We start from the raw sequence: 19,465 nt of genomic DNA, 5'->3' as shown, positions 1-19,465 counted from the left end.
TATCAGGCTCCCAGGGTTGCGCCACCATCAACCACAATATCCTGCAGCGTCACATGGCTGGCAAGATCCGACGCGAGAAACAGTACGGTGGCTGCAATTTCCTGCGGCTGCGCGATCTTACCCAGCGGGATACCCAGCTTGAACTGATCCGGGAAGCCGGCAATCATCTCCTGCTCACCCGTCGGTGTGTGCCACAGGCTGCGCTGCATATCGGTGTCGGTGGAACCCGGTGAAACGATGTTGCAGCGCACGCCATAGGGCGCCATCTCCAGACCCACGGTCTGACAGAGACTGCGCAGCGCCGCTTTTGAAGCACCATAAGCGGACATGCCGATACGCGGGGCGTGAGCCGAATTAGACGCGACGGTGACGATGGCACCGGCGCGCTGTTCGCGAAAGCGTGGCAATGTCTGCTGGAACAGATTAAACGCGCCGCCCGCATTGACGTTAAGACACGCCTGCCAGTCGGCAAACGACAGCTCATCGGTGGCACCAATCCGTAAGATACCGGCTGCGTTGACCAGCACATCAATGCGCGGTTGCACGGCCAATACGCGCTGGCAGATCGTTTTGACCTGAGCCGGATCGGCTACATCCATCGTGTGGCAGGGAAACGGATAATCATGGCCCTTAAAACGTTGATCAAAGGCCTCAACCTGTGCGCCAGCCTGATGAAAGGCTAACGCAGTATGATAGCCGATGCCCTGGCCGGCACCGGTTACCCAGACGATTTTACCGCTGAAGTCGAATGTGTGGCTCATTTCGCCGGCTCCCGCGTCAGCAGCGCCCACCAGCCATCAATGCTCGGATTTTTCGCCAGGCTGACGAAATCGATATCACGATGTACCTGACGCCAGCGTGCCGCCAGCGCCATCACGCGTACTGAGTCCAGACCGTAATCAATCAGGTTTTCATCATCTTCCGGCACCTCATCATCTTCCAGCAGCGGCAGGATCAACGCGCGCAAATCATCTTTGCTGAGTGGCACAGGCATCAGATCGGCGGTCATCACCACTTTTCCGCTACGGCCCGCGGTGTAGGTCAGCGCCATCATATGTTCCTCACGGCTGAAGTCAGCCAGCGCATCGGCCACCATAAACGGCTGAATATTGCGCATAAACGCATCGGTGGCGGTGGTCAGGCAGCCAATATGGGCATAGACGCCGGTGATAATCAGCTGATCGCGGCCCATCTCCTGCAGGATCGACTCCAGCGGCGAGCGGTGAAATGCACTGTAGCGCCATTTGGTCAGGACCTGATCGTCCTCATCCGGTGCCAGCGCATCCACGATCTTCTGCTGATCGGGATGTTTATTCAGGCCCGGTCCCCACATGTCGTTGAGCAGCGCACGATCTTCATCGCTCTGCGCGTTTGGCTGAGCGGTGTAAAACACCGGAATACCCTGCGCTTTGCAGTAGCGACGCAGGCGGGCAATATTGTCGACTACCTGCTCAACCAGCGGGCTATTTTCGCCCCAGAAGTTGAGAAAATAGCGCTGCATATCGTGGATCAGCAGGGCGGCACGGTCCGGCTCCAGCATCCATTTCACTTTGTTGTTGGGCAACTCGGTGGCGGCTGGCAGCGGATAAGAGGTCAGTTGTGGAATAGCCATTGAAAATCTCCGGACAGATCAGGCTTGCGCTTGTTGATCGGCAAGTTGTTGGCGCAGACGTTTTTTGTCCACCTTTCCGACCGCGGTCAGCGGCAGGGCATCTACGCAGGTAATACGGTCGGGCAGCTTAAATTCTGCCACGCCAAGTTCACGCAGGTGACGACGCAGCGCCACCGGTTTAACCGGCTGACGGGTGACGATAAAGGCACAGCTCTTTTCACCCATCAACTCGTCGCTCATGGAGACCAGTGCAGCGTGGATCACATCCGCATGGCGCTGCAGCAGGTTTTCGATCTCTTCGGCTGCGATCTTTTCGCCGCCCCGGTTGATCTGATCTTTCTCCCGGCCCTGCACGATGATGTTGCCAGCAGGCGTGATCTCAATCAGATCGCCAGAGCAGTAAAAGCCCTGGTCATCGAAGCTGGCGGCGTTATGTTCCGGGCTGTTGTAGTAGCCGCGGAAGGTATAAGGACCACGCGTCATCAGGCGACCGATGGAGCCTGCTGGCAATGGATTACCCTGATCGTCGGCGACCCACACCTCGTCATCCGGGGAGATCGGGCGTCCCTGCGTGGTGAGAATGGTCTGCTCATCGTCATCCAGTCGGGTGTAGTTCACCAGACCTTCCGCCATACCAAATACCTGCTGCAGTGTGCAGCCGATCTCGTTCTGGATGCGCGCGGCCAGCGTTTCACCCAGCTTTGCGCCACCGACCTGAATGCGTTGCAGCGAGGCCAGCGCGGCATTGCTGCCCCATTCCTGAATCGCCTGCAACCAGAGACTGGCGGCGGGCGGAACCAGGCCGGTATCGGTGACCTGATGCTTTTCAATCAACGGGAAGCAGAGCGTTGCGCTGGGATCGGCGGCTAAGATCACCTGTCCGCCCGCGTAAAAAACGCCCAGCGCGCCCGGCGAACTCATCGGGAAGTTATGCGCGGCGGGCAGGGCGATCAGGTAGCGGGTGTCGGCGGTAACATCGCAGATAACGTCACTCTCACGGATGCTGTAGTAGTAATCATTATGGGTACGTGGGATCAGTTTCGGTGTACCGGTACTGCCACCCGACAGCTGGAAAAAGGCGACTTCATCGCCTGCGGTCGGGGTTGCGATGAAGTTGCCCGCGGGTTCAGCCAGCAGGGCGTCGAGGCTGTTTTCCGTCTGAGCGTCATTACGCAGGATCACCTGTTGGAGTGAACGCTGATCGCGGCGAAGTTGCGCAATAAACGCATCATCGGCGAACAGTGCGTGGCTGCGATCGGCAATTAACAGGCTCGGCGAGATCTGACTGGCATAGGCGGCCAGTTCAGTGCGCTGATGGCTGAACAGGGCGTTAACCGGGGCAACGCCGATTTTGAACAGGGCAAACAGCGTCAGGTAAAATTCCGCCACGTTGCCAAGCTGCACCAGCGCCGTATCGCCTGACTTCAGGCCGCGACGCTGCAATGCCGCGGCCAGGTTGTCACTCAGCGCCGCCAGCTGGCGATAGGTAAATTGTCGTTCGCCATCAATCACCGCCACGCTCTCGCTGTCGCGATGACGTTCCAGGATATCGGTCATCGGCAGATCGAGCCAGTAGCCTTTTTCACGGTAACGTGCGGCCAGATCGTCCGGCCAGCGGCTGTAGGAAATCGTCATACAGGTTCCTTTATTGCAGTCCAAAAGCGCGAAGCATGGTGTCGAGTTTGACGCCGGTTTCACGCCATTCTGATTCAGGTTGTGAGTCCGCTACGATGCCTGCGCCCGCAAACAGCCGCACCCGCGGGCCATTCACCGTACCGCAACGAATGGTGACGACCCATTCGCCATTGCCCTGATCGTCACACCAGCCGACGATGCCGCCAAACAGCTGACGTTCAAATGGCTCCAGTCGCTGAATCAGCGCCTGAGCACGCTGATGCGGGAAGCCGCTGAGGGCCGGTGTCGGATGCAGCAGACAGGCCAGTGACAGCGCATTTTCGCGATCGTCCAGCACGTCACCCTGAATCTGCGTAGCGAGATGCCACAATGTTGCGGTGGTCAGCAGTGAAGGTGTCTCAGGGACCGACAGCAGGCGGCTGCGCGGCTGCAGCGTCGCACGCATCGCATCCGTGACCAGCTTATGCTCATGACGATCTTTTGCTGAGTGCATCAGGCTGTCGCCAGAGGCCTGGTCACGCTGCGGATCGCGATGACGCGGCGCTGAACCGGCCAGCGGACAGGAGCTGAACTGGCGGCCCTGCTTACGAATCATCAGTTCCGGGCTGGCGCCAACCAGCGCGCCACCATCGGGCAGCGGCAGATGAAAGTGATAGCTGTTAGGGTTCTGCGCCACGATGCGCTGCATCAGGGCGGCCGTATCAACCGGCTGTTCCGCCACGATATCCATCAGCCGCGACAACACCACTTTATCCAGATCGCCGCGCTGCGTAGCCGCCACTGCCTGCGCAACCATGTCGATGAAAATGTCATGGTCCGGCACCGCCGTGCGGCGACGTACCTGCGGCAGTTCAGCCTCAGCGTGAGAGGCACTGGCGTTGAGATCGTCACGGTTAAAGGTCTGATACGACTCAGGGATAAACAGCGCAGCGGGCTGATCCACGTCGAAGGGGATTGCACCCACCAGAATGGGATGGGCAATGCCCTGTTTTCTGGCTGAAGCAAAATGGTGCTGTAGTTGCTGCTGAAACTCCCCTGTCAGCTGCTCACCCTGCCTTACCGGCGCGGTAAGGGTAGTAAAACAGCCCTGTGTGGTCAGGCTTTGCCAGGGAGAGGTAAACAGAAAGCCACGGCAGAGTGCCGGGAAATCCTGCAACAAGGGATGTTCAAACGCCAGCGATTCCACCATAATTTCCACCTATAAATGATAAGATAACTAATAATGATTATCATTTGTATTGTGGGCCAGTAACCTACGTTGATTAGCCGAAAGTGTCAATAATTACGCGGCGATTCAGCTGGTATGGCCGGTTAAATCAGCACAAATGGTCTCTCTCTTTTTCCGGGTAAAAGTGGACGAAAATCTATGAGTAAACATGGTGTCACATCGGCGATAGCGCTGTTTTTCCTGAGCATCAGCCTGTTCAGTGTTACCGCTGCTGCCCAGACCGGCTGGCCGCGAACTGTCGCCGGGGCAACAGGCAATATCACGCTGACCCAGGCACCGATGCGCATTGTCTCGACCAGCGTGACCCTGACCGGCTCGCTGCTGGCGATTGATGCGCCGGTCGTCGCCAGTGGCGCAACCGCACCCGGCAGTCGGCTGGCTGATAAGCAGGGATTCTTCCGTCAGTGGGGCGAAGTGGCCAAACAGCGCGGCGTAAAACGTCTCTACATTGGTGAGCCCAGTGCAGAAGCGATTGCTGCTGAAGCGCCAGACCTGATTGTGGTCAGCGCCACCGGGAATGATTCGGCAATAAAACTGGTCGATCAGCTTGCGGCGATTGCGCCGGTGCTGGTGGTGAATTACGACGATAAAAGCTGGCAGCAACTGGTGACGTTGCTGGGTGAGGCGACCGGGCATGAAGCGGAAGCTGCCGCCCGGAAAGCTGAGTTTGATGCGCGAGAAAAGGCTCTGAAAGCGAAGCTGACCCTGCCGCCGCAGCCGGTTTCAGCGATGGTGTGGAACGGGGATGGCCGGGCAGTCAATCTGTGGACGGATGCGTCGGCGCAGGGGAAATTACTGCAGCAACTGGGCTTCACTCTGGCGACGCCGCCGGCCACTCTTCAGTCTGGTCACAGCATGGGACAGCGTAAAGATATCCTGCAACTGTCAGGAGAAAATCTGGCGGCAGGCCTTAATGGTCAATCATATCTGCTGTTTGCCGCTGAAGAGCCCACCGCCGCACAGGTGATGAGCAACCCTTTCCTGGCGCAGACCCCAGCTGTGCGCGCAAAAGCGGTCTATGCGCTGGGGCTGGATAGCTTCCGGCTCGACTACTACAGCGCCAGCAATTTGCTGACGCGGCTGGAGACGCTGTTCGTTAAATCATGATCCCGTTTCCGCCGGTGCAGGCGGTTGATAGCGACGCAGACGCGCCATCAGCAGCCACATGATGATGCCCAGCACGGTGGCTGCCAGACCAGACAGGCTGGCCGCCTGCTGCGGCAACAGCAGTGAACCCATCGCGCCAATCATCGCTGCACCTATCGCATCGCCGGTGACATTCTGCGCTGTCCAGAGGCTGTTGATCCTGCCGAGCAGCGCATCAGGCGTCAGCGTCTGGATCAGCGCGTACTGCACCAGGCTGTTGATGGCACTGAAATAGCCAAAGGCCGCAAGGCAGACCAGACTCGCGCTGAACCACGGCATCAGGCTGAACAGAGCCAGCGCGACGAAAGCAGCAATAGCACTCGCCAGAATCAGGCGGCCCGGCTGCGGTGACTGTGCCAGCCGTCCGCTGGTGAGCGCACCTGTGGCAGCACCCAGCGGAACGGCGGCATACATCAGCCCTAACTCCGTCACACCGACCTGCCAGTGTGGCGCCAGCGCCGGATAGAGCACGCGCACCGCACTGGCTAACGTCACCAGCGCGCCGACCAGCGCCGCCATGCCAACAATCGGGCTGGCAAACAGGAATTGCACGCCGCTGGCCAGTGCTTTCAGCGGATGTTCACGCGGCTGCGGCGGTGGCGCCAGCCGCGGCAACCGCAGCAGGGTTAGCACCGTCAGCAACGTGCCGAACGCCGCCAGTCCGTAGTTCCACGCCACACCGCCCTGCGCGATGACCAGTCCGGCAATGGCGGGAGAAAGAATCGCGCCAAATCGCACCGTCAGCATGGTGATCGCACCTGCTTTCATCAGATTTTCACGCCCGACCAGCGCCGGCGTCGCCGCCAGCAGCGCGGTGACGCCTATCGCGCCGAAAAAACCATCCCACAGTCCCAGCACAAAGACGGCGATCACCGACGGCGAAGGGAGCAGGGCATTGATGCATAAGGCGACAAAGCCCAGGCCACAGGTGGATCGGGCAAACAGGATCAGACGTCGGCGCTCATAGCGATCCGCCAGCACGCCGCCGGTCAGCAGGCCGATAAACATGCCGGCACCGGCCAGCGTCACCGCCAGACCCACCAGCAGCGGCGACTGCGTTAGCTGCTGAATCTGAACCGGTACCGCCACCGCCAGCATGCCGAGGGCGACGATGGAGATAAAGCGGGCGATAAAAATGGCGCGAAAGGCGGGGTGGGTTCTCAGCAGGCTGAGATCGATAAAGTGGGAGGGTTTGTTCATAACGTCGCTTTTTTGCACCCATTTTCCTCATCATTGAGTCCGGGAGTCATGGTAACATACAAAAAATCACTAATAACGATAACAAGTATCATTATCATAATGACTCGTGCTGCGATCTCAATGAATCGGTGAAGGTTTAAACGTTATGCGTCAACTTCGTGCAATAGCAGGTTCAGGGATGCTGCTGTTGTTGCTTCTCGCGCTCAGCCTGATGCTGGGTGCCAAATCTATCCCCTTTCATGATGTCACGCAGGCCTTATTCAGCGACTGTAACCGCGTCGATTGTGTCATCGTGCGCGATGCCCGACTGCCGCGCACCCTGGCGGGTCTGCTGGCCGGGATCAGTTTAGGTCTGGCGGGCGCGCTGATGCAGAGCCTGACGCGCAATCCGCTGGCCGATCCCGGCATTCTCGGTATCAACGCCGGTGCAGGCTTTGCGGTAGTGCTGGGCATCGCCCTGTCTGGCGCTGACTCCCCCGCGGACTGGCTTGGCTTTGCCTTTACGGGCGCACTGCTGGCCTCCCTGCTGGTGGCGCTGACCGGTGCGCTGGGCGGTGGCCGCGTTAATCCGGTGCGTCTGACGCTGGCAGGCGTGGCGCTGGGCGCGGTGCTGGAGGGGTTAACCTCTGGTTTATCGCTACTCAATCCTGACATCTACGATCATCTGCGTTTCTGGCACAGTGGCTCGCTGGATATCCGCAATTTTGCCATTCTGCGCACCACCTTTCCGGGGGTAGTCGCCGGTAGCCTGCTGGCGCTGCTGCTGGCGCGTTCGCTCAACAGCCTGAGTATGGGCGGTGATATGGCGACCGCGCTGGGTACCCGGGTGATGCGTACCCAGCTGGTGGGATTACTGGCTATTGCGCTGCTGAGTGGGGCGGCGACAGCCGCTGTCGGCCCCATCGCTTTTGTCGGCTTAATGACGCCACATCTGGCCCGCTGGCTGCTGGGTAACGATCATCGCTGGATGCTGCCCGGAACCCTTCTTATCACCCCCTGTTTGCTGCTGGCCGCCGATATTCTGGGACGGCTGCTGGTACCGGGCGAACTGCGCGTGTCGATTGTCACGGCCATACTGGGCGCGCCGATGCTGATTGTGCTGGTGCGCCGAAAGTCGGGAAGAGGGCAGCTATGAAACGGGTGATGATTAATGCGCTGATGCTGCTGGTGGCCTGCGGGGTGCTGACCTTTCTGAGCATTACGCATGGCACCTTACCGATCTCCGCCAGCCAGTTGTGGGCCCTTATCAACGGCGAGGCGGCGCGTAACATACAGCTGATTGTACTGGAGTGGCGACTGCCGCGCGTCATGATGGCGCTGCTGATTGGTGCGGCACTGGGCGTCAGCGGGGCAATTTTTCAGTCGCTGCTGCGCAACCCGCTGGGCAGCCCCGATATTCTGGGTTTCAATACCGGCGCTTACAGCGGCGTCCTGGTGGCACTGGTGCTGTTCCAGCAAAACATGGAGGGCATGACGCTGGCGGCACTGCTTGGCGGACTGCTCACGGCGGGCGTGGTCTGGCTGTTCAGCTGGCGCAACGGCGTGGAGACCTTTCGTCTGATCATTGTGGGCATCAGCGTGCGGGCGCTGCTGATGGCGCTGAACAGCTGGCTGATTATCAGCGCCTCACTGGAGGCGGCACTGAGCGCCGGGCTCTGGAGCGCCGGTTCACTCAACGGCATTACCTGGGCGAAAACGACGCCGGTGATTATCGTGCTGCTGCTGGCGCTGCTGGCGACAAGCATGCTGGCCCGGCGCATGCGTCTGCTGGAGATGGGTGACGACACCGCCTGCGCGCTGGGCGTACCGGTTGAACGCAGCCGCGTTTTGCTGATGCTGACGGGCGTGATCCTCACCGCCGCCTCTACCGCGCTGGTCGGTCCTGTCTCCTTTATTGCGCTGCTGGCACCGCAGATTGCTCGTCGGCTGTGTGGCGGTATCAAAGGCGCGCTGCCGCTGGCTGCCTTGTGCGGCGCGCTGCTGTTAACCGCCGCGGATTACGCCGCGCAGCACTTTTTCCTGCCTTATCAGCTGCCGGTTGGCGTCATCACGGTTAGCCTGGGCGGACTCTATCTGATTGCTTTACTGGTACGGGAGGCGCGACGCCAATGACAGTGAAAACACGTTTGCAGGGCGACGCGCTGACGCTGGGGTATGACAAAAAAATCGTGGCGGAGAATCTCACCGTCGCGATCCCCGACGGTGAACTGACCGTTATTATTGGCCCCAACGCCTGCGGAAAGTCGACGCTGCTGCGTACCTTATGCCGCCTGGTCTCGCCCCTGAAAGGCCAGGTGCTGCTGGATGGCAATGCGATTGCTCACTACGCTACCAAAGAGGTGGCGCGTCGGCTGGGGCTGCTACCGCAAAGCTCGAATGCGCCAGCGGGCATCAGCGTCAGCGAACTGGTCGCGCGCGGGCGTTATCCGCACCAGTCGCTGTTTGGTCGCTGGCGACAGGAAGATGAGACGGCTGTTCAGCAGGCAATGCAGGCTACTGGCGTGGCAGATTTGGCGCAGCAGCAGGTTGATACGCTCTCTGGCGGCCAGCGGCAGCGGGTGTGGATTGCGATGGTGCTGGCTCAGCAGACGCCACTGTTGCTGCTGGATGAACCGACGACCTGGCTCGACATCGCCCATCAGATTGAGTTGCTGGAATTAATGCAGGATCTCAATCAGCAGCATGGCCGTACGCTGGTGGTGGTGCTGCACGATCTCAATCAGGCGTGCCGCTATGCCAGCCACCTGATTGCGATGCGAGACGGGAAAATCATTGCCGAAGGGAAACCGGCGGAGATCGTCACGCCGGAACTGATAGAAGCGATCTACGGCCTGCGCTGCATCATCATTAACGATCCGGTGGCCGGTACGCCGATGATTGTGCCGCTGGGAAGAGGCTGACCTGCGCTTTCTTCAGGTGGAGAAAGCGCAAAGTCAGAACGGTTCAGGGATTCAGCGACGCCAGGCACTGCTGCAGTCGTGGCCCAATCTGTTCGAACATGCGCGGTGAGATGATCTCGACGTGCGCACAGTCCAGCGGCCAGATGGTCAGCTCGCCGACATAGGGCGCCCAGGCGCGGCGCGCATCCTGACCGGGCTGCTGCGTCTGTTCCGCCAGGAACAGGGTTGCGTGTCCGGTGAAACGGGCACTGCGCGCTGTTGCCAGCAGGCGCACCGAACTGGCGTAGTTGGCTTCAATGGTGGTAAACAGTGCCTCCATTCCTTCACCGGCCTGCTGCCGCTGCGCAGCGATAAACTGCTCGCGCTCACGATTAACCTCTTCCAGCACCGCCGGATCCAGCACGTTTTCACCGCGTCGTTCATCCCAGTTCTGCGTCTCCGGCGGCCAGGTATCCAGCAGTCCGAGGAAGGCAACGGTTTCACCTTCGGCCTCCAGCCGCGCGGCGATACCCTGCGCCAGCGTGCCACCCAGCGAGTAGCCCAGGAAATAGTATGGCCCCTGTGGCTGCTGCTGACGCACCGTCGCCAGATGCGCCTCACACACCGCGTCAAGGTGCTGCGCCTGGTTCAGCGGGCTGGCGGTGTCGGGTGACTGAATGCCGAGTAGCGACCAGCGTGCATCCAGATAGCGCTGCAATACGCTGAACTGCCAGGCAAAACCGGAGGCGGGATGGAAGCAGAACAGCGTCGGGCCAGTGCTGTGTCGCAAGGGTAATACCGCTTCAAATCCGGCGCGAGCCACATCCGCGGGCTCGCTGCTGAGCAGTGCCGCCAGCTTTTCTACCGTGGATGCCACCATAATCTGGCCCACCGACACAGGCTGATTCAGCGTCCGGCGCAGCTGTGCTGCCAGCCGCATCGCCAGCAGCGAGTGACCGCCCAGCGAGAAGAAATCATCCTGGGCGCTCACCGGTTCGCACTCCAGCAGCCTGGCAAACGCCTGTGCCAGTGTCGTTTCGAGTCCGGGATGCGGCGCGCGACCAGCCAGCGCTGCCTGCGTTTGCGGCAGCGGCAGCGCTTTGCGATCCAGTTTACCGTTGCTGCTGAGCGGTAACGCCGCCAGCTGAACAATCGCCACCGGCACCATATGCGCCGGTAACTGTGTGGCCAGAGTCTGACGCATTGCGTCGGTATCGATCGAGCCATCAGCCACCACATAGCCGACCAGCTGGCGGGCATCGCCCTGCTGATCGCTATTGCTCCCCAGCACCACCGCATATGTGACGGCCTGCTCAATGCCAGGTAGCGCAGCCATGGCGTGGTCGATCTCGTTCAGCTCAATACGCTGTCCGCGAATTTTAAGCTGATCGTCGCTGCGGCCCAGATACTCCACCGCACCATCCGGCAGCCAGCGCGCCACATCACCAGTGCGGTACATCCGGGAGCCGTGTCCCCACGGATCGGCGACAAACCGGCTGGCGGTGAGGTCGGGACGATCAAGATAGCCATGCGCCAGCTGCACGCCGGTCAGATAGAGATCGCCAGCCACGCCCGGTGGCACCGGCTGCAGACGCGCATCCAGAATCAGTAAGCCGGTGTTCCAGACCGGGAAGCCAATCGGCACGCTGGCCCCTTCGACGGCCGCCAGCTCCGGGCCAAAGGCCGGATAGTAGCTGACATCAACCGCCGCTTCGGTCGGGCCATAAAGATTATGCAAGGGCACCCGGGTCAGCGCCTGCCACTGGCGCGATAACTCTGCGGGCAGCGCTTCGCCGCTACAGAAAACCCGGCGCAGGGTGGCGCAGCGCGCTATCGCGTCACCTTCCTGCAGCGAGGCAATAAAAGCAGCCAGCATCGACGGAACAAAATGGGTGGTGGTCACGCGGTAGCGGGCAAACAGCTGCTGCAGCGCGTCCGGGTCGCGATGAGCGTCGGGCGGAGCCATCACCAGCCGTGCGCCGACGATGAGCGGCCAGAAGAACTCCCATACCGAAACATCAAAGCTGCTCGGGGTTTTCTGCAACACCACATCATCGCTGCCGAGCGGATAGCGATCCTGCATCCATAACAGACGGTTGACGATCGCCTCATGACTGACCAGCACCCCTTTTGGCCGGCCGGTCGAGCCGGAGGTATAGATGATGTATGCGCCATCCTGTGGACGCGGGGCCTGCATCAGCACGCTATCCACGGGTGTTAACAGCGCGTCGTAAAACAGCGGCGCGACGGGTGAGAGTGCCGCCAGCCGCTCGGCCAGTTCACGACAGGTGATCAGCGTTTTCGGCGCGGCATCTTCCAGCATCATCTGTAACCGATCGTCCGGGTAGCCGGTATCGAGCGGCAGCCAGGTTGCCCCCACGCTGACGATCGCCTGCAGCGCCAGCGATAAAAAGACCGAACGCGGCAGCGCTACGGCGACGATATCACCCGGCGTCACTCCCTGCGCAATCAACTGTTGCCCCAGCGCGGCGACCTGCTGCTGCATCTGTTGATAGTCAAGCTGATGCCCCTCATCTGCCAGTGCCGGAGCGCGCGGCGAACGCTGTGCCTGACGGAGCAGCAGGCTGCTCAGAGTTTCTGCGGGCAGCATTACGGCAGTCTGGTTGATCGCCGCGAGCTGCTGATGCTCTTCCGGCATCAGCATGTCCAGCTCGCCACAGGCACTGGCTGGCCGGACGGCAAGCTGCTGAAGCAGCAGGCCAAAGCGGCTGGCGTGTTGCTTTAGCGTTGTCTCACTGTAGCGCTGTGCATTAGCCAGTAACTCCAGCGTCAGGTCGCCCTGTTCGCTGAGGTAGATAGCAATCTCCAGATCGCGTACCGGTCCTGACGCCAGCTGATGGGTTATGCCTTTGATGCCAGCGAAATCGAGCTGGTAATCAAACATCTTCAGGTTGATTACCGGCCCATAGAGCGGATCGCTGTCGCCGGAGCGACCCAGATCGCGCTGCACCTGTTCAGCGTCGTAACGCTGATGACGACGCATCTTTTTGACTTCGCCCGCCAGACGCCCGGCCAGTGCCGTGAGCGGCTGTGCCGGATCGTAATGCACCGCCAATGGCAGCACGTTAATCACCGGACCGGTGGCGCAGAGCGCGGCCGAGCCGATGCGGCGCATCAAGATGAAACCGGCGGCGAACGCATGCTGGCCGGTGAGGCGCGCCAGCCATAACGCCACCAGCGCAAAGGCGGTATCTGCGGCGCTGAGGTTTTGCTGCCCGGTGTGCGTCAGCAAAGCCTGAAACGTGTCGCGATCCACGGCAAACGTATGGCGCAGCAGGTCGGTACTGGCGCTCTGACCGGCCAGCGGCAGAGCGGACAACGAGGCGGGCGCAGGTAACTGCGCCCCTTTCTCCAGCCAGAACTGGCGATCGCGCTGCCAGCCCGAAGATTGCTGATAACGCTGATATTCATCAACGACGTCGCTGAACGGCACAAACGGGCTCGGCTCCGGCGTGTCGCCGCGCTGCCAGGCGCTGTAGAGATTGGCGATACGGCGGGTCAGGGCGGTGAAACTAAAACCATCGACCACCAGATGATGATATCGCTGATACCAGTACCAGTGATCCTCATCCAGCCGAAACAGGCTGTGATGGTAGAGCGGCGCGCCGCTCAGCACCCGCAGATCGCCGGTCATATCCTGCTGCATCAGCGCACGTGCTGCGGCCTCCGGATCGGCGGCGTCGCGCAGATCGATCACCTCAGGCTCGCGGAAAGCCTGGGGTTCAGGCCACTGTAGCGGTTCACCCTCCAGCTCGCCAAAGGCCATATTCAGTGTGTCTGCTTCCTGCATGCCAGCAATTATGGCCCGTGATAACAGCGCGCTGTTCAGCGCACCGCGCAGTTCGACAAAATGCGCCACGGCGTAAGCATTGGAATAGGGCGATAGCTGGTCAGCGATCCAGATTCCGGGCTGAGCGGCCACCAGCGGCAGCGTTTTTTGTTCTGTCTGCGGGTTGAGGGTGATCTCAGACATTTTCGCCTCTGTCCTGCGTCATAACCGGACGGATATCGTGCCAGTTTTCATTCAGCCAGCTCAGACAGTCAGCCTGTGGCCCGGGGCCAAACACCGGCTGCCATCCTGCCGGAACCGCACAAAAGGCGGGCCATAAACTGTACTGCTGCTGATCGTTCTTCAGCACCTGACAATCCTGTTGCGGATCGTCGAAAGGGTTAAGTTGTTGCATGTCGGTCTCCTGTCCGCAGTCACCGGGCGCGCTAACGCCGCTGTCCTGCATAGATATCTTTCAGTGGCGCGCAGAAGGCGGAATATAAGCGGGTTAGGGCTATTGCCATATGGCTTTAAGGCCTGCCAGCAGTCCGCCGCGCCAGCACAGCGCATCGTGACCACCTTCGACCGGGTGATAGCTGACCTGATGTCCGGCAGCGGTCAGATCGTGCTGAAACTGCTGGTTTGCTGCCAGAATCAGCCGTTCGCGTCGTCCCGCTTCCAGGTAGAAGCGGCGAGGGGGGGCCTGCAGTAAGCCCTGTTGTAACTGCTGTGGCAGCCAGCCATTGGGATCGCCGCGCGCGGGCCACCAGAACGACCCGGAGAGGCTGATCGCCCCAGCAAAGGTTTCCGGCCAGGTCAGGGTGGCGTAAGCGGCAGAAAGGCCGCCAAAACTCTGTCCCGCTACCAGCGTGCTGTCGGCACGAAACGGCGCCCAGCGCTGAACCTGCGGCAACAGCTCGTGCTGAATCGCCAGCCAGAAGTCAGGGTTACAGGTCAGCTCACGCGTGCGGTGCTCGCGGTCGATGATGTCGATCATGACATAGACCGCAGGGGGCAGTTCGCCTGCCTCTGTCAGTTGCTGAAGCGGGCCGGCAACCGGCATGTTCTGTGCCCAGAACTGACCATCCAGCAGCAGTACCAGCGGACGATCGCCTGCACTGGCGTCTCCGGTGACAGAGATCCAGATCTGACGCTGGTTTCCCAGCCGTTCGCTGCGCCACAAATAGTGTTGCAGCGGAATATCGGCGGCACGGCCCTCATCAACCGCACGCCACACCTGCTGATCCGGCGCGTGTGGCAGGTGCAGTGGCGAGACCCTCATTCCCCGTCCACCCGCCCAGCTTCGCAAAGGATTCAGCGGGTCGCTTTGCGCCTGCGGGAATTTCTGACTCCACCACTGGCGCACTGCCTGCATATCGGCCTGCCCGGTAAAAGTCTCTTCCTGACTATCAGGAATCAGGCAGTAGCTGCCGCGCCAGTCAGCGGGCAGGGCGGTTTGCCACCACCAGACATCGGTATCGGGAACAGGCGTTAATGAGGAGGGGACCGCTGAATGATGATGATCGGTTACGCCGGTAATATTGATCCAGACGCGCCGGGTATCGGAGTGCTGCGTGTCACCCTGGGGATCGCGCCAGAAAAAGGTGACCTGACAGGTTCCCTTTTCGCCAGCTTCAATCAGAGGAATGCCCCGTTGCTGCTGCTGTTGCCACCAGCGTTCACTGCCGGTTTCTTCACTTAACCACGTCATACGCGCCATCTTTCGATCACCCTTGATTAGGGTCATGCATGTTATGAATAATAGTATTGATAATTATTTGCATTTGCAATAGGGTGTTTCCGCCCGACAGGGAGCGCGCGCATTCTCTCTGCCGCACCGGCTTTCAGACTGATGCAAAGCGGTTCTGACGCTGGCCCGGCGACAAGGGGAAAACGTTGCAGGCAAGGTTATTACTTTTTTACCGGCACGCCGGCAGTGGCATCCTCGCCGGCACTCCAGGAACAGAAAAATGAAAAAGTTATCCCGGCTTTCGTTAGCCATTATGATTGAACTGGGTTTCACCGCCTCTCTCATTTCTGCCGGTGCCGTGGCTGCTGAAGCCACCCGCGAACCGGCTATCGACAGCAGCCCCTCCGATACCCTCCACGACGACACCATGATGGTGACCGCCGCCGAGCAGACGTTGCAGGCACCTGGCGTGTCGACCATCACCGCCGACGAAATTAAAAAACATCCACCCGCACGCGATGTCGCCGAAATTATTCGCACCATGCCTGGCGTCAATCTGACCGGTAACTCCACCAGCGGCCAGCGCGGAAACAATCGCCAGATCGATATCCGCGGCATGGGGCCGGAAAATACCCTGATTCTGATCGATGGATTGCCGGTGACCAGCCGCAACGCGGTTCGGCTTGGCTGGCGTGGCGAGCGTGATACGCGCGGCGACACTAACTGGGTGCCGCCAGAGATCATTGATCGCATTGAGGTAATCCGCGGTCCGGCAGCGGCTCGTTACGGTAACGGTGCAGCGGGCGGCGTGGTGAACATCATCACCAAAAAAGAGATGGATAATCAGTGGCACGGCTCATGGAGCGCCTATTACAACGTGCCGGAACACAAGGAGGAGGGCGCGACCCGTCGCACAAACTTCAGCCTTGAAGGGCCACTGGGCGAGGATGTCAGTTTCCGGCTCTATGGCGGACTGGCAAAAACGCAGGCTGATGCTTACGACATTAATGAAGGGCACGCCGCAGACCGCACCGGCAGTTACGCCGGATCGTACCCGGCGGGCCGGGAAGGCTCGATCAACAAAGATATTCATGGCCTGCTGCGCTGGGCATTTGCGCCGATGCAGACGCTGGAAGTGGGGGCCGGTTACAGTCGTCAGGGCAACCTCTATGCCGGGGACACGCAGAACACCAATACCAACGCCCTGGTGAAAAGCAAATATGGTGAAGAGACCAACCGGCTCTATCGGCAGAACTTTTCTGTTAAGTGGACCGGTGCCTGGGATAATGGCATCAGCACCAATACCTACGCGCAATATGAGAATACCCGCAACGCGCGTCTGAATGAGGGGCTGGCGGGCGGCACCGAAGGCATCTTCGCCAACAGCAACTTCAATACCATCCAGCTGGATGATGTGTTGTTGCACAGTGAGGTCAGCGTGCCGTTTGAATGGCTGGTGAACCAGACCGCGACTTTCGGGACGGAATGGAATCAGCAGCGGATGAAGGATCCTTCATCGACGACTCAGGCCGCCAGCTACGGGTCGATTCCCGGTATCGCTACGACCGGCCGCACACCCTATTCACAGGCGGAAATCTTCTCGCTGTTTGCCGAAGACAATATTGAGCTGACCGATAGCACCATGCTGACGCCGGGCCTGCGCTTCGATCACCATTCGATTGTCGGCGATAACTGGAGTCCGTCGCTCAACCTGTCACAGGGATTAGGCGATGAGTTCACACTGAAAATGGGTATTGCGCGCGCCTATAAAGCCCCGAGCCTCTATCAGACCAACCCGAACTATCTGCTCTACAGCAACGGTCAGGGCTGTGCCGCCAGTGCCGGTGCCTGTTATCTGATGGGTAATGACGATCTGAAAGCGGAAAACAGCATCAATAAAGAGATTGGGGTCGAATGGAAGCGCGATGGCTACCAGGCGGGCCTGACCTGGTTCCGCAACGACTACCGTAACAAGATCGAGGCTGGCACGGCGCCAACCGGCACCGCATCTAACGGCAAAACCGACATCTACAAATGGGAAAATGTGCCCAAAGCAGTCGTCGAGGGGCTGGAAGGCACGGTCAATGTGCCGTTCTCTGACAACGTGACGTGGAACAATAACTTCACTTACATGTTGCAGAGTAAGAATAAAGAGACCGGCGATCGTCTGTCGATTATTCCGGAATATACGCTCAATTCGACGCTGAGCTGGCAGGCGATGCAGGACCTCTCCCTGCAAACAACCCTGACCTGGTACGGTAAACAGGTACCGAAGAAATATGACTATAAAGGTAACGCCGTCACCGGTAGCGCCACCGATCAGGTGAGCCCCTATTCGGTTGTGGGCATGAGCGGCACCTATGACGTTAATAAATATGCCAGCGTCACCGTGGGTATCGACAACCTGTTCGACAAGCGTCATTTCCGGCAGGGCAACGCGCAGACCACCGGCAATGCCACCACCGGAGCGTGGCTCTATGGCGCTGGGGCCAATACCTTTAACGAGTCGGGCCGCACCTGGTATATGAGCGTGAATACCCGCTTCTGATGGACGGGCAATAAAAAGCGCAGCGGTTGATCTGGCCGCTGCGCTTTTTTTATAACTGAATAATCAGTTGTTCTGATTGATATCGCGGTAGAGACGGCTCTCAAATCGCACCAGCGGAATACGGCGGGTACGCTGATCTTCCGGCGGGACCGCATAACCGGAAAGGAACTGAACGAACGCCACCCGCGCGCCACTGGAGGTGGTAATAAAGCCCGCCAGGTTATAGACGCCCTGCAGTGAACCGGTTTTCGCCGAGACTTTGCCATCCAGCCCCGCCTCATGCAGCCCGCCGCGATACTGCAGCGTGCCGTCGTAACCTGCCAGCGGCAGCATCGAAATATAATCCAGCGTGTTGTCATTCTTCGCAATGAACTGCAATACCTGCATCATGGTTTGCGGCGAAATCAGGTCATGGCGGGAGAGACCTGAACCATCCACCTGAATGCTATTACCCATGTCGACATTAGCTTTGGCTTTCAGGATGCGGCGAACGGCATCCTGCCCGGCGCGGAACGTGCCGGGCACATTGAAGTAGTGATGACCAATGGTGCGGAACACCGTGTCGGCAATCATGTTGTCTGACTTCTTCAGCATGGTGTGCAGCAGCGTATGCAGCGGCGCGGACTGGGTCGATGCCAGCACGGTACCCGGTTCGGTGACCTGCGTCTGTCGCACCAGATGCCCGCTGTAGTCAATCTCAGACGACCGCAGTTCCGCCTTGAGGATTTCGCCAGCCCAGGCCGCGCCATCCTGCACCGCAAATGCCAGCGGCAGCGGTTCCGCGCGCTGACGCATACAGCCCGTGAGGGTGTAGCGGTTCAGCTCGCCCGGCACCACATCCAGCTCGCAATATTGCCCTTCGCCGCTGTTGCGGCCAATGGTGCGCACCTGGCTGTACATATGCGCCGGATAATAGGAGGCGATACGTACAAAGGCATTCTCACCCGGCGTATTAGCACTGTAGAGCGACACCGAGAAGCAGTTTTTATCAACGATTGCCGCACCCGGCGGAGCACTGAAGCACTGGGTCATATCGTTCCACGGCCAGCCCGGCGCCATATCGTGACTGGCAAAAACGGAGGTGTCGATAACCAGATTGCCTTTGATATGGTTAATGCCCTGCTTCTTTATCGCCGCCACCATGTTGCGCAGATCCTGACGGCTTAAGGTGGGATCACCGCCGAAACGTGCAACTAAATCGCCGTTCAGGGTGCCATCGATAATGGCGCCGCGAGTCTCAAAAGTGGTCTGAAAACGGAAGTCGCCACCCAGCTCCAGCAATGCTGCCAGCGCCGTCACCACTTTCATGGTACTGGCGGGCAGGGCCATCTGTTTTCCGTGATAATCAATAATCGGTGTTGATGCGCCTACTTTTTGTACCATCAGCGCCAGATTGGCGCCGTCTGGCAGGTACTGCATGTATTCATCAACTGGCGCTGCGTGTGCCTGCAGCATAAATGCGCAGCTTAATCCGGTAACAAGTCGTGAAAATCGCATAATCTCGCGGTAACTGGCAGGTGAGGGCGTCAATACTACGTCGCTGGACGGTGCAAAGTAAACGATGACCCGCAGGGAACTCTGGGGTAAAATACGTATCAAATTGCAAAACTCTTTTCTGGCCTGGAAGCATCTCCGGGTCAGGATTCTTTTATTTGCAAAAACGGGCTAATGCGCCGCAGAACGCTTTTTTCTGCAGTCACCGGTCAGGATGACATCGTTAAACAGGAAAGATGGCGA

At 59.5% G+C, this 19,465-nt stretch carries 14 protein-coding genes; 5 read left to right on the top strand and 9 right to left on the bottom strand.

The features are described from left to right. Positions 1-2: 2 nt before the first annotated feature. From dhbA to AFL22_RS08345, 4 genes are read right to left on the bottom strand one after another with little or no spacing between them, the layout of a single operon-like run. Positions 3-761, bottom strand: a complete 759-nt coding sequence (gene dhbA, locus AFL22_RS08360) for a 2,3-dihydro-2,3-dihydroxybenzoate dehydrogenase (RefSeq protein ID WP_022625267.1) — start codon at positions 759-761, stop codon at positions 3-5. Next, positions 758-1,612, bottom strand: coding sequence for an isochorismatase (locus tag AFL22_RS08355; RefSeq protein ID WP_052271178.1), 855 nt, complete (start codon positions 1,610-1,612; stop codon positions 758-760). Before AFL22_RS08355 ends, dhbA begins: the two co-directional genes overlap by 4 nt. An 18-nt stretch (positions 1,613-1,630) precedes the next feature. Next, a complete protein-coding gene (locus AFL22_RS08350; RefSeq protein WP_052271177.1) occupies positions 1,631-3,247 on the bottom strand; it encodes a (2,3-dihydroxybenzoyl)adenylate synthase in 1,617 nt (538 codons plus the stop codon). A gap of 10 nt (positions 3,248-3,257) precedes the next feature. Then, complete coding sequence (locus AFL22_RS08345) at positions 3,258-4,436, bottom strand: isochorismate synthase (RefSeq protein WP_033780460.1); 1,179 nt, start codon at positions 4,434-4,436, stop codon at positions 3,258-3,260. A gap of 177 nt (positions 4,437-4,613) precedes the next feature. On the opposite strand from AFL22_RS08345, the gene fepB reads away from it, so the two are divergent. Next, on the top strand, positions 4,614-5,582 hold the full coding sequence (gene fepB / locus AFL22_RS08340; protein ID WP_022625271.1) for a Fe2+-enterobactin ABC transporter substrate-binding protein: 969 nt from the start codon (positions 4,614-4,616) through the stop codon (positions 5,580-5,582). On the opposite strand, the gene entS is transcribed toward fepB, so the two are convergent. Then, positions 5,577-6,821, bottom strand: a complete 1,245-nt coding sequence (gene entS / locus AFL22_RS08335; protein WP_052271176.1) for an enterobactin transporter EntS — start codon at positions 6,819-6,821, stop codon at positions 5,577-5,579. The two genes, fepB and entS, sit on opposite strands and share 6 nt — an antisense overlap. A gap of 145 nt (positions 6,822-6,966) precedes the next feature. Between entS and fepD the strand changes: the two genes are divergently transcribed. From fepD to AFL22_RS08320, 3 genes are read left to right on the top strand one after another with little or no spacing between them, the layout of a single operon-like run. Continuing rightward, on the top strand, positions 6,967-7,956 hold the full coding sequence (fepD, locus tag AFL22_RS08330; RefSeq protein WP_072123864.1) for a Fe(3+)-siderophore ABC transporter permease: 990 nt from the start codon (positions 6,967-6,969) through the stop codon (positions 7,954-7,956). Continuing rightward, positions 7,953-8,933: an iron-enterobactin ABC transporter permease gene (gene fepG / locus AFL22_RS08325; protein ID WP_052271174.1), complete on the top strand. Its 981-nt coding sequence runs from the start codon at positions 7,953-7,955 to the stop codon at positions 8,931-8,933. The genes fepD and fepG overlap by 4 nt, the downstream gene beginning before the upstream one ends. Then, positions 8,930-9,721, top strand: a complete 792-nt coding sequence (locus tag AFL22_RS08320) for an ATP-binding cassette domain-containing protein (RefSeq protein WP_033759634.1) — start codon at positions 8,930-8,932, stop codon at positions 9,719-9,721. Before fepG ends, AFL22_RS08320 begins: the two co-directional genes overlap by 4 nt. Before the next feature lie 43 nt (positions 9,722-9,764). Here the strand turns inward: AFL22_RS08320 and AFL22_RS08315 are convergent, their stop codons facing one another. The 3 genes from AFL22_RS08315 to fes form a co-directional block, all read right to left on the bottom strand. Beyond that, positions 9,765-13,694 (bottom strand): enterobactin synthase subunit F, encoded by a 3,930-nt coding sequence (locus AFL22_RS08315; protein WP_052271173.1) that lies wholly within the window; start codon positions 13,692-13,694, stop codon positions 9,765-9,767. Beyond that, on the bottom strand, positions 13,687-13,905 hold the full coding sequence (locus tag AFL22_RS08310; protein WP_029519500.1) for an MbtH family protein: 219 nt from the start codon (positions 13,903-13,905) through the stop codon (positions 13,687-13,689). The genes AFL22_RS08315 and AFL22_RS08310 overlap by 8 nt, the downstream gene beginning before the upstream one ends. Positions 13,906-14,004: 99 nt before the next feature. Further along, positions 14,005-15,210 carry an enterochelin esterase gene (fes, locus tag AFL22_RS08305; RefSeq protein WP_072123862.1) on the bottom strand — a complete coding sequence of 402 codons (1,206 nt, stop codon included), beginning with the start codon at positions 15,208-15,210 and terminating at the stop codon, positions 14,005-14,007. Positions 15,211-15,460: 250 nt separating this feature from the next. Between fes and AFL22_RS08300 the strand changes: the two genes are divergently transcribed. Then, complete coding sequence (locus AFL22_RS08300; protein ID WP_052271172.1) at positions 15,461-17,728, top strand: TonB-dependent siderophore receptor; 2,268 nt, start codon at positions 15,461-15,463, stop codon at positions 17,726-17,728. Positions 17,729-17,791: 63 nt separating this feature from the next. Here AFL22_RS08300 and dacB read toward each other — a convergent pair whose 3' ends face one another. Then, positions 17,792-19,225, bottom strand: a complete 1,434-nt coding sequence (dacB, locus tag AFL22_RS08295) for a serine-type D-Ala-D-Ala carboxypeptidase (RefSeq protein ID WP_010251813.1) — start codon at positions 19,223-19,225, stop codon at positions 17,792-17,794. Positions 19,226-19,465 lie beyond the last annotated feature (240 nt).

Source organism: Pantoea sp. CFSAN033090 (assembly GCF_001264395.1).
GTDB lineage: Bacteria > Pseudomonadota > Gammaproteobacteria > Enterobacterales > Enterobacteriaceae > Pantoea > Pantoea agglomerans.
The sequence above is the reverse complement of the archived record's forward strand: the minus strand, read 5'-3'. Positions and strand labels throughout refer to the sequence as shown.

What these genes read in the sequence shown, in the direction of transcription:
- fepB (WP_022625271.1), top strand. Translation starts at nt 4,614, where the DNA reads ATGAGTAAACATGGTGTCACATCGGCGATAGCGCTGTTTTTCCTGAGC.
- AFL22_RS08310 (WP_029519500.1), bottom strand. Translation starts at nt 13,905, where the DNA reads ATGCAACAACTTAACCCTTTCGACGATCCGCAACAGGATTGTCAGGTG.
- fepD (WP_072123864.1), top strand. Translation starts at nt 6,967, where the DNA reads ATGCGTCAACTTCGTGCAATAGCAGGTTCAGGGATGCTGCTGTTGTTG.
- AFL22_RS08350 (WP_052271177.1), bottom strand. Translation starts at nt 3,247, where the DNA reads ATGACGATTTCCTACAGCCGCTGGCCGGACGATCTGGCCGCACGTTAC.
- AFL22_RS08315 (WP_052271173.1), bottom strand. Translation starts at nt 13,694, where the DNA reads ATGTCTGAGATCACCCTCAACCCGCAGACAGAACAAAAAACGCTGCCG.
- fepG (WP_052271174.1), top strand. Translation starts at nt 7,953, where the DNA reads ATGAAACGGGTGATGATTAATGCGCTGATGCTGCTGGTGGCCTGCGGG.
- fes (WP_072123862.1), bottom strand. Translation starts at nt 15,210, where the DNA reads ATGGCGCGTATGACGTGGTTAAGTGAAGAAACCGGCAGTGAACGCTGG.
- AFL22_RS08345 (WP_033780460.1), bottom strand. Translation starts at nt 4,436, where the DNA reads ATGGTGGAATCGCTGGCGTTTGAACATCCCTTGTTGCAGGATTTCCCG.
- dhbA (WP_022625267.1), bottom strand. Translation starts at nt 761, where the DNA reads ATGAGCCACACATTCGACTTCAGCGGTAAAATCGTCTGGGTAACCGGT.
- entS (WP_052271176.1), bottom strand. Translation starts at nt 6,821, where the DNA reads ATGAACAAACCCTCCCACTTTATCGATCTCAGCCTGCTGAGAACCCAC.
- AFL22_RS08300 (WP_052271172.1), top strand. Translation starts at nt 15,461, where the DNA reads ATGAAAAAGTTATCCCGGCTTTCGTTAGCCATTATGATTGAACTGGGT.
- AFL22_RS08320 (WP_033759634.1), top strand. Translation starts at nt 8,930, where the DNA reads ATGACAGTGAAAACACGTTTGCAGGGCGACGCGCTGACGCTGGGGTAT.
- dacB (WP_010251813.1), bottom strand. Translation starts at nt 19,225, where the DNA reads ATGCGATTTTCACGACTTGTTACCGGATTAAGCTGCGCATTTATGCTG.
- AFL22_RS08355 (WP_052271178.1), bottom strand. Translation starts at nt 1,612, where the DNA reads ATGGCTATTCCACAACTGACCTCTTATCCGCTGCCAGCCGCCACCGAG.